Here is an 8,737-nt window from a genome sequence, read left to right on the forward strand (position 1 = left end):
ACGGTGTCGTACGTGCGGTGGAAGACGGGGGTCGCACTGCCGGACAGCGGGGGCACGATCCACGACCACTCGGCGCCGACCGTGCGCCCCTTGCGCTCCTCGCGGCCGAGGTGCGCCAGGAAGCGCCGGGACTCCGTGTGGTGGTCGGTCATGGTGACACCGGCCCGGTCGAAGGAGTGGAGCACCGCGCGGTTGAGCTCGACCAGGGCGCGGTCCTTCCAGAGCGAACGGTCGCTCGCCGTATCGAGCCCGAGCCCCTCGGCGAGCCGCGGCAGCAGGTCGTAGCGGTCGCTGTCGGCGAGGTTGCGCGCGCCGATCTCGGTGCCCATGTACCAGCCGTTGAAGGGGGCCGCGGGATAGCAGACACCGCCGATCTCCAGGCACATGCAGGCGAGCGCGGGCACCGCGTGCCACCGCAGTTCCAGCTCCGCCCACCAGGCGTGCTCGGGGTGTTCGACCGGCACTTCGAGCACCGCGTCGGGCGGCAGCCAGAACCAGCGGGGCCGGTCGTCGCCGGCCCCCTGGACCACCAGGGGCAGTACGTCGAAGGGCGTGCCGGGGCCGCCGGGCCAGCCGAGGCCCCGGGCGAACGCGGTGATCCCGGCGTTGCGCGGGTCGCCGACGATCCGGCCGCCGGGGCCCTGGTACCCGGCGTACCGGATGAGCTGCTCGTTCCAGATGCGGGGCCCCGGACGGCCCGGCGCGTCGGGAGCGAAGACGGTGATCAGGGGCCTGATGCGCCCGCCCCTGACGGCCTGCCGCAGGTGCTGCGCCGACGCGGCGGCGATGTCCCCGGCGGCGGTCAGCTCCCTGCGGTCCAGGACGTGCAGGGAGCACCAGTAGAGGCGGCCGATGCAGCGGGCGGCGTTGCGCCAGGCGAGCCGTGCGCCGAAGACCAGCTCGTCGTGGGTGTGCCGGTAGGTGCCCGTCGCGTCGATCTCGGCGAACACCCGGGCGATCCGGGGCCCGGGGTCACCGCGGCGGGCCTCGCCGTGGTGCAGGCGGATGAACTCGGCGGCCGCCCGGCGCAGTGCGGGCCCGTCCGGAGCGGGGCCCGCGGGGCGCGGCACCTGCGAGGTGCCGTGCCCCGGGTGACCCGCGGCCTGCTCCGCGGCGCCGCATCCCCGCGTACCGCTGTCCGCAGGGGTTGCGTGTTTGGCCCTGCGCAGGAAGTTGTGCATGGTGCACCCCCAGGAGGCGGCTCCGGGGCGCGAACCGCTCCCGCGCGGCCCGCACGTCTGTCAGCCGCGGGGTTACCCCTCCTGCGGGCTGATCCACCCTGTATGTGCCCGGTGAACATGCCTCAGACGCGGGTCAATTGTCCATGCCGCGCCCCGGAAGGCCAGGTCGGCGGGTGCGGGGTGCGCGGTCAGGCGGTCAGGGGGAGGTCGCCGCGGCCGCGGGCCGGGCGGTGTCCTTGATGGCGGGCAGTGCGAGGGCGCCGGCCAGTTCCGTCAGTTCCTCGTCGGTCGGACGGACGGGCCCCTCGGCGCCGTCCTCGGCGAACGCCCGGATGCGCGGGGTGCGGATTCCGGTCTTGTCCGCGATCGCCTGCGGCGTCAAGTGGCGTCGGCGCATGGTCTGCTGGAGTAGCTGAGACAGGTCGTCCATTGGCCTCTCCTGCCCGGCCGGCGCGCTCTCATGCCGTATGCGTCGGGCCACGGCAGGCGTCGCACGGCACCGGGGGTGCCTCATCGGGGCATGACGGCCCGGATGGTCTTGCCGTTCGGCTCCCTGGTCACGGTGACCGCCTTGGCCATGTGCCGGACCATGGGCCAGCCGAATCCGCCGGTGCCGCCCGCCAGATCGGGCGCCCGTTCCTGCGGCGGGCGCGGATCGGCGTCGCCGACCACGACCGCGATGCCGTCCGGCTGTGCCTCCAGACGCAGGGAGCACGAGGTCCCGCGAGCGTGCCGTACGACGTTGGTGACGAGTTCGGAGACCGCGAGTTCCACGCTCGCGGCGTCCTGGGGATCCACGGCGGGCCGGAGCCTGCCGACAAAGGCGCGGGCGAAGTCCCGTGCGTGGGCGACGGCTTCAGGCGCCTTGTCGAAGACCTCCTGTTCCATCGGTCCGGTGTCCAGTTGCATCCCGTGTGTCCTCATGAGCCCTCCTCGTACGGGGTGGCCTCTGTCCGAATATGGGGTGGCCGCTGTCCGAGATGCACACTTGCCCGGCAATGCGGAACCTGTAACCCTCGGACGCCCAACCGATCTTGTTGCATGAAGGGGCGCATGAAGCACCGAGGCCTGGGTACGTGCGCTTCACCGGCCGGTCGGGGGACGACCCAGGGCCGGCGAACTGGGAGGGAAACATGACAGTGATCACCGGGACATCGACGGACACCGGCATCGAGGCGTTGCCGGAGATCGTCTCGCCCCAGGGCGTCGAGCCGAAGGACGCGCGTGAGCTGTCGAAGCTGTTCTTCACCAGGCTCGCCACGCTGGAGGAGGGCACTGCCGAGTACCAGTACGCCCGCAACACCCTCGTCGAGATGAACATGTCCCTCGTCCGGTACGCCGCGGGGCGGTTCCGCCACCGCAGCGACGACATGGAGGACATCGTCCAGGTCGGCACGATCGGTCTGATCAAGGCCATCAACCGCTTCGAGCTCTCCCGCGAGGTCCAGTTCGCCACGTTCGCCGTGCCCTACATCGTCGGTGAGATCAAGCGGTTCTTCCGCGACACCTCATGGGCCGTGCACGTTCCGCGCCGCCTCCAGGAGGCCCGCGTCGAGCTGGCCAAGGCCACCGACGAGCTCAGCACCCGCCTGGGCCGCGCCCCCAAGGTCGCCGAACTGGCCGAGCTGATGAACCTCACCGAAGAAGAGGTCATCGAGGCCCGCCAGGCCGCCAACGGCTACAACTCCACCTCCCTGGACGCCGCCGTGCACGGCGAGCGCGACGACAGCGAGGCGGCTCTGGCCGACTTCATCGGCGAGGAGGACCCCGCCATGGAGCTCGTGGAGGACTTCCACGCCCTTGCCCCGCTGCTCGCCCAACTCAGCGAGCGCGACCGGGAGATCCTGCGCCTGCGGTTCGTCGACGAACTCACCCAGTCGCAGATCGGCGAACGTCTCGGCGTCTCCCAGATGCACGTCTCGCGCCTCCTGACCCGCACCCTGTCCCGCCTGCGCGCGGGAATGCTCACCACCCGCTGACGCGCACGGCCGCGGCGCGGCGGGCGAAGCGGGATCCCGGCCCCTCGCGGGGGCGCTAGCATCAGTGCCCCCGCTGATGTCCGAACCAGAAGGCGAACCCCCCGCGATGGCCGACGACGCTTACCTCTTCCTTCTTCCCGACCGGCACCCCCGCCTCGGGGCGGCGCTGGCTGCCGTGGGCCCCCTGGACTGCGCGGAGAGCCCCGCCGTCCACGGCTGGCTGCAGGCGCACGACGCTTCGGCCTCGTCCGAACTGGTGCGGATCCTGCCTGCCGACGCACAGGCCTTCATCCCCGAGGACGCCGAGCGCCTGCCCGTTCCGTTGAGCGAGGAAGAGGCGCTGCGGGTCCAGCAGGAGTGTGCGCCCCAGTCCGTCACGGACATGGAGGGCGAGCTCCTGGAGTTCCGGGACACGACCAGGGACTGGGAGGCCCTGGTCCACCGGGCGCTGGCCGCGGGGGTTCCCGCGCCGCGCATCGCCCGGCTGACCGGCCTCGACCCGCAGGCCATCGGTCGGCTGACCGTGTGACCTGCGGCCCCGCGCGTGCGGCCCGCGGGCCGCGCGCGCTCCCGGCCGCTAACGGGCGGCGGCCGAACGCTTGGTGAAGCGGTGCCACCAGTGCCGCCGCCGGGGATGCACCGCGCGGCCCAGCCTGCGGCCGACCAGCAGATAGCCGAGGACGGCGCCCGTCGTGTTGAGCAGGACGTCGTCGACGTCGAAGGCACGTCCGGTGACGAGCATCCCCTGGGCCAGCTCCACCAGGAGCATCACCACCGCCGTGAGGGCGATGACCCGGATCAGCCCGCGGGCGCGGGGCACGAGCACCGGAAGCAGCATCCCGAACGGCAGCCCCAGGACGATGTTGCCGCCGAGCTGTTTGACGGTGTCGCGGAACGCGGGCTGCGCGAGGTAGTCGCGGATCGAATCGCCGGGGCGCAGGTTGCTGTGCGTCAGGGATTCGGAGGCGACGGAGGGTTCGAGCGTCAGCCGGGCCAGGAGCACGGCGAACACCACCGTCCCCGCGAAGGCCGCCAGCATGGCCATGGCCCGCGCCCACCCGGAGAGCGGGGGCGTACCGGGAGCCCTTGTGCCCCCTGATTCCTCCACGGTCTTGCCCTGTGGAACTGTCCGTGCCATCACGAGCCTCCTTCAGGCAGTGGGGTGGTGCGCTGTCATAGGACGGAGTCCGTCATGCGGGGTCCGTCACGTGAGGTCCGTCAGGTGGGGTCCGTCCGGCCGAACAGACCGGCGTGCCCCGGCGGGAGCTGGGTGAGGATGCGGCGCAGCAGCGCGTCGTCGGCGACCTCCGCGACCGTGGCGAGCACCGCGGTGACGGCGCGCCGGGCCTGCCCCGCGTCGACGTCGTCGCGCGCGCCCACCTCGGCGACGAAGGCCGCCGGCGTCAGGGGCTCGCTGGCCGGTGAGCCCTCGGTGAGCAGCGGGCCGCACGGGCGGGGCAGCAGCCGGGCCAGGTCGGTGCGGTCGTCCCCCACCAGGTGCGCGCCCAGGACCTCGAGGACGCTCTGCACCGCCCCGGCGGCCTCCTGGCGCCCCGCGTAGCCTCCGCGTTCCTGGACGCGGTCAAGCAGCACTTCCACGGGCTCGTTCACGGCCGCTCCTTCCTTCGGGCTCGTCGGTGTGGTGGGCGCGGGAGGGTTGCAGGACGGAGTCGGCGACGTCGAGAAGCGAGTGACCGTCGCTCGCGCTGACTTCCTGCAACCACGCAAGCCCCTCGGCGACGGCGCAGTCCTGGCGCACCGCGACATGCTCGGCCGCCTGGTGGATGCGCTCCCAGCGCGCCGCGCGCGTGCTGGTGGCCCACACCGGCCGTCCGCAGCCGGGGCCCGCGTGCACGGGCCGCCAGCGCATCAGGGCGTCGAGGGCGAGAGCGGCGGCGCGCTGGGCGTGGGTGATGTGGGCGGAGGTCACGTCGGTGCGCTCGGTGTAGTAGAGACACAGCACGCCGACCGGTGTGTGGCGGTCGTGCAGCGGGAGCGCCAGGACCCGCCGGGTGCCCGGCAGTTCATCGCACAGGGGCGGTCCCGTCCGGCACGGATAGTCGCGCAGATCCGGCACGAACACGGGCTGCATGCCCAGGGCCGCGCTCACCGAGGGGCCGTCGGCGCGGGTGAACTGGGCGGCCTCGGCCTGCAGGGCGGGTTCGTCGGTGGCGTGCAGGAGCTGCCAGTGTTCGAGCCGGGGCAGCCAGGACAGGGCTGCTCTCCGCGCGCCCAGGGACTGGGTGAAGGCGGTACAGAGCCGGTTGGGCAGCGCGTGTCGCCCGACAGCTGCCGCGACCGCCACGTCGTGCTCGATCGACGGTGATTCCTCCGGCATCTTGGGCATGGTCAGCATCCCTCTCCGTCGCGCGCCTCACGGTCCGCCTGCCTCCTCCGGGCGGAGGCGCACGGCTGGGCCCGGCACCCGAAGGAGCGGAAGTCCGTCTACCACGCGATGGGCCACCTCATGTCTGGCCGGCCGGGGTCTTCGATCGACGTCACCCGTCCGGTTTGCGACAGTGGCCGGATCGTCCCTGCTCAGGCCCCGATCAGCGGCGTACGAGTCGGAGAGCGCAGCGGCACGGCCAGTTCGACCAGTGCCTTCTCCAGGCCGTGCAGATGGGCGAGCACGGGCTCGGCGGCGGCGGGTTGTGGCACGGTGGCGGTATCGGCGGCCGGTGCGTGTCCCGGCTGCGGTGCGGTCAGTGCCTCCACGGCGGACTCCACGCGCCAGCAGGCGGCGGCGAGCCGGTCGTCGTGCGAGGCCTCGGGGTCCGCGGCGATCGAGGCGAGCCCGCGCACTTCGCGGGCGCAGGCGTCGAGCAGCGCGAGCACCTGCCGGGCGCGTTCCTTGCGGGCCCGCAGCGGACTGAACGGGTGGACGAGCGGAGCCAGCGAGATCCGCACCTTCCCAAGCAGTTGCTCCAGCTCGGCCACGCGCGGCGCCGGGTCGGCGCTCGCGGATCCGGCGAGCCGGGCGGCGGCCTCCTCGGTGCAGGCGTGCACGCAGCGCAGGGCGCGTTCGATCCAGCCGTTGGTCGTGGCATGCGTGGTGACGGGCAGCACGAGGAGCACGGCGAGCACGGCACCGAGCGCGCCCACGCCGGTCTCCGCGACCCGCAGGGCGAGCAGCCCCGGGTCGAGCACGCCGAGGAGGCCGTAGAGCACGCCGGCCATCACGGTGACCGCGAGCATCATCCACGTGTAGGAGACCGCGGCCGTGTAGAAGATCCCGAAGATGCTGACGGCGACGATGATCGCCGAGGGCACCGGCGCGCCGTGCAGCGGGACCGCGAGGACGAAGCCCGCGCCGATGCCGATGACCGTGCCGAGCACCCGCCGGAAGCTGCGTACCAGGGTCTCCCCGCTGGACGCGGTGTTCACGAACACCCACCAGGTGGCGCCCACGGCCCAGTACCACCGCTGGTCGGAGAGCACCTGCCCGGCCGCGAGCGCGAAGGCGCCGCCGAGCGTCGCCTGGACCGCCTGCCGGGTGGTCGTCCTGGCAAGGCCCCGTCCGGCGGGCGGCGCGGGCAGGGCGGCGGGCGGCACGCGCCGCTCGTAGCACCAGAGGCCGAACCGCACGGCCGAGGAGGCGCACAGCGAGAGCAGGAGGGCGGCGAACAGCTCGGGCAGCTGCCCGGGGCCCGTGTGCAGGAACTGCGTCGCGAAGAACATCATGAAGGCGAACACCCCGAGCGAGTGCCCGCGCGGCCCCCACCGCCGCGCGTACACGCCCGCGCCCATCACGGCCAGGAAGGCGGCGTCCCGCGCCACGGGCACGTCGTGCAGCACGGCCGCGAGGGCGAGCACCGGAAACCCGACGGCGGGCAGCAGGGCCGTGGTGACGGCCTGCCCCCGCACGGTCGTGTCGCCCACGGTGAAGAGCGCGAGAAGCGCCGCGAGCCCGCCGGTGATCGCCGCGGCGAGCGAGTGCCCGGCCAGGCCGCACACGGTCACCGCGAGGGCGATGCCGATGACGGCCCGCGCGGCGAACCGCAGCCGCATCCGTCCCGGATCCGGCGCCGTGAACACGCTCTTCAGCACTTCCCCGCCCCTTTCGCGTTCAGCTCCGTCGAACTGCCCGCCAGAAATTCGAACTGCCCGCATGAAAAAGGCGCCGCGGGAATCCGCAGCGCCATCGACAGACCCATCAGACCATCCTGAGTCCTGCTGGCTCAACAGGCTCAGGTTTCACTGGACCATTGGCCCACTCCGGTACGCTCCTTTCGAGCCAAGAGAGGGCCAACGGACCACGCCGCCGGTCGCCGCGGCGCGCTCTCGTTTCGGGGGTGCCGGCCGGGGTAAGCGTGCGCTCTCGGCGTCAGTGCTTAGGAGAGTCGGTATGCCCGGAGTCATCAACCGCATCAAGCAGTTCGTCCGCAGCCCCCAGGGACAGCGCGCGATCCGCGAGGCCCGCCGCGCCTCGGCCGACCCGAGGAAGCGGGCGCAGGCCAGGCGGATGCTCGGCAAGTTCCGCGGGCGTCACTGAGCCGCGCCGCCGAAGAGCCGCTCAGGTGACGGCGTCGCGCCCGCCGGGCGAGATCAGGCCGGTCTCGTAGGCGAGCACGACGGCCTGGACGCGGTCGCGCAGGTCCAGCTTGGACAGGATGCGGCCGACGTGCGTCTTGACCGTGGTCGGGCTGAGGAAGAGCCGGTCGGCGAGTTCCGCGTTGCTCAGGCCCGTCGCGAGCAGCCGGAGCACTTCGAGTTCGCGGGGCGTCAGTCCGGAGAGGTCGCGGTGCGGGGGTGCCTGTGCGGCCTCCTCGCGGGTGGCGAAGCGTTCGATGAGGCGGCGGGTGATGGCGGGCGCGAGCAGGGCGTCACCGGACTGCACGAGGCGCACGGCGGCCACGAGATGCTCGGGGGTGACGTCCTTGAGCAGGAAGCCGCTCGCACCGGCGGTGAGCGCCGCGTAGACGTAGTGGTCCAGGTCGTAGGTGGTGAGGATGATGACCCGCGTCTCGTGCGGCCCTTCGCCGCCCAGGATCCGCCGGGTGGCCTCGATGCCGTCCATCCGCGGCATCCGGATGTCCATGAGGACCACGTCGGGCCGGGTGCGCCGGACGGCCGCGACCGCCTCGGCCCCGTCCGCCGCCTCGGCCGTCACCTCGATGCCGTCGGCGGCCAGGATCATCCCGAAGCCGGTCCGTACGAGCGCCTGGTCGTCGGCGATGACCAGGCGCAGCGGCGGTCGGCTCATGAGGTCCGCCAGGGGATGCGGGCACTGATGCGGTAGCCGCCCGTGAGGGTGGGCCCCGCGGTGAGTTCGCCGCCGTAGACCGCGAGGCGCTCGCGCAGTCCGATCAGACCGCGGCCGTTGCCCTCCGCCCGCGGGGCGTCCCGTACGCCTCCGGTGTCGACGACCTCGATCTCCAGGCAGTCGTCGCCGCGGCCGACGGTGACGGAGGCTTCGGCGCCGGGCGCGTGCTTGATCGTGTTGGTCAGTGCCTCCTGGACGACGCGGTACGCCGCGAGGTCCGTGCCGGGCGACAGGGGCTGCGGCGGCAGGTCCACCGTGACGCCGACCGGTGTCCCCGCGGCCCGTACGCGTTCGATCAGGGCGTCGAGCTGTCC

Annotated in this window: 12 protein-coding genes; 3 read left to right on the plus strand and 9 right to left on the minus strand. The window is 72.9% G+C overall.

Translation table 11 applies throughout. The annotated features are described in order from the left end of the window. The 3 genes from ACQKIP_RS31830 to ACQKIP_RS31840 all read right to left on the minus strand — a co-directional run. Window positions 1-1,181 (minus strand): nitric oxide synthase oxygenase (locus ACQKIP_RS31830; RefSeq protein ID WP_427744859.1); only part of this gene is annotated, 1,181 nt, incomplete at its 3' end. Between the two features lie 196 nt (window positions 1,182-1,377). Further along, window positions 1,378-1,611, minus strand: a complete 234-nt coding sequence (locus ACQKIP_RS31835; protein ID WP_365862408.1) for an XRE family transcriptional regulator — start codon at window positions 1,609-1,611, stop codon at window positions 1,378-1,380. A gap of 80 nt (window positions 1,612-1,691) precedes the next feature. Beyond that, window positions 1,692-2,105: an ATP-binding protein gene (locus ACQKIP_RS31840; protein ID WP_365862406.1), complete on the minus strand. Its 414-nt coding sequence runs from the start codon at window positions 2,103-2,105 to the stop codon at window positions 1,692-1,694. Window positions 2,106-2,314: 209 nt separating this feature from the next. On the opposite strand from ACQKIP_RS31840, the gene ACQKIP_RS31845 reads away from it, so the two are divergent. Together ACQKIP_RS31845 and ACQKIP_RS31850 are read left to right on the plus strand one after the other, a co-directional pair. Then, a complete protein-coding gene (locus tag ACQKIP_RS31845; protein ID WP_365862405.1) occupies window positions 2,315-3,160 on the plus strand; it encodes an RNA polymerase sigma factor SigF in 846 nt (281 codons plus the stop codon). A 106-nt stretch (window positions 3,161-3,266) separates the two neighbouring features. Continuing rightward, window positions 3,267-3,689, plus strand: a complete 423-nt coding sequence (locus ACQKIP_RS31850; RefSeq protein WP_427744862.1) for a DUF6003 family protein — start codon at window positions 3,267-3,269, stop codon at window positions 3,687-3,689. Window positions 3,690-3,737: 48 nt separating this feature from the next. On the opposite strand, the gene ACQKIP_RS31855 is transcribed toward ACQKIP_RS31850, so the two are convergent. The 4 genes from ACQKIP_RS31855 to ACQKIP_RS31870 all read right to left on the minus strand — a co-directional run bounded on the left by ACQKIP_RS31855 (window position 3,738) and on the right by ACQKIP_RS31870 (window position 7,207). Further along, window positions 3,738-4,298, minus strand: a complete 561-nt coding sequence (locus ACQKIP_RS31855; protein WP_365862401.1) for a VanZ family protein — start codon at window positions 4,296-4,298, stop codon at window positions 3,738-3,740. A gap of 80 nt (window positions 4,299-4,378) precedes the next feature. Then, window positions 4,379-4,771, minus strand: a complete 393-nt coding sequence (locus tag ACQKIP_RS31860; protein WP_365862399.1) for a DUF2267 domain-containing protein — start codon at window positions 4,769-4,771, stop codon at window positions 4,379-4,381. Then, on the minus strand, window positions 4,743-5,507 hold the full coding sequence (locus ACQKIP_RS31865; RefSeq protein WP_365862397.1) for a GAF domain-containing protein: 765 nt from the start codon (window positions 5,505-5,507) through the stop codon (window positions 4,743-4,745). Before ACQKIP_RS31865 ends, ACQKIP_RS31860 begins: the two co-directional genes overlap by 29 nt. Window positions 5,508-5,698: 191 nt before the next feature. After that, entirely contained in the window at window positions 5,699-7,207 is a 1,509-nt protein-coding gene (locus tag ACQKIP_RS31870) for an FUSC family protein (RefSeq protein ID WP_365862396.1), read from the minus strand. A gap of 298 nt (window positions 7,208-7,505) precedes the next feature. On the opposite strand from ACQKIP_RS31870, the gene ACQKIP_RS31875 reads away from it, so the two are divergent. Continuing rightward, window positions 7,506-7,652 (plus strand): hypothetical protein, encoded by a 147-nt coding sequence (locus ACQKIP_RS31875; RefSeq protein WP_365862395.1) that lies wholly within the window; start codon window positions 7,506-7,508, stop codon window positions 7,650-7,652. A gap of 21 nt (window positions 7,653-7,673) precedes the next feature. On the opposite strand, the gene ACQKIP_RS31880 is transcribed toward ACQKIP_RS31875, so the two are convergent. Beyond that, window positions 7,674-8,363: a response regulator transcription factor gene (locus ACQKIP_RS31880; RefSeq protein WP_365862394.1), complete on the minus strand. Its 690-nt coding sequence runs from the start codon at window positions 8,361-8,363 to the stop codon at window positions 7,674-7,676. Continuing rightward, on the minus strand, window positions 8,360-8,737 hold a 378-nt coding region (locus tag ACQKIP_RS31885), incomplete at its 5' end, for a sensor histidine kinase (protein WP_427744866.1). The genes ACQKIP_RS31880 and ACQKIP_RS31885, both read right to left, overlap by 4 nt.

The organism is Streptomyces sp. NPDC059900 (assembly GCF_050270335.1).
Lineage (GTDB): Bacteria > Actinomycetota > Actinomycetes > Streptomycetales > Streptomycetaceae > Streptomyces.

What these genes read in the sequence shown, in the direction of transcription:
- ACQKIP_RS31840 (WP_365862406.1), bottom strand. Translation starts at nt 2,105, where the DNA reads ATGAGGACACACGGGATGCAACTGGACACCGGACCGATGGAACAGGAG.
- ACQKIP_RS31845 (WP_365862405.1), top strand. Translation starts at nt 2,315, where the DNA reads ATGACAGTGATCACCGGGACATCGACGGACACCGGCATCGAGGCGTTG.
- ACQKIP_RS31835 (WP_365862408.1), bottom strand. Translation starts at nt 1,611, where the DNA reads ATGGACGACCTGTCTCAGCTACTCCAGCAGACCATGCGCCGACGCCAC.
- ACQKIP_RS31875 (WP_365862395.1), top strand. Translation starts at nt 7,506, where the DNA reads ATGCCCGGAGTCATCAACCGCATCAAGCAGTTCGTCCGCAGCCCCCAG.
- ACQKIP_RS31880 (WP_365862394.1), bottom strand. Translation starts at nt 8,363, where the DNA reads ATGAGCCGACCGCCGCTGCGCCTGGTCATCGCCGACGACCAGGCGCTC.
- ACQKIP_RS31850 (WP_427744862.1), top strand. Translation starts at nt 3,267, where the DNA reads ATGGCCGACGACGCTTACCTCTTCCTTCTTCCCGACCGGCACCCCCGC.
- ACQKIP_RS31855 (WP_365862401.1), bottom strand. Translation starts at nt 4,298, where the DNA reads ATGGCACGGACAGTTCCACAGGGCAAGACCGTGGAGGAATCAGGGGGC.
- ACQKIP_RS31865 (WP_365862397.1), bottom strand. Translation starts at nt 5,507, where the DNA reads ATGCCCAAGATGCCGGAGGAATCACCGTCGATCGAGCACGACGTGGCG.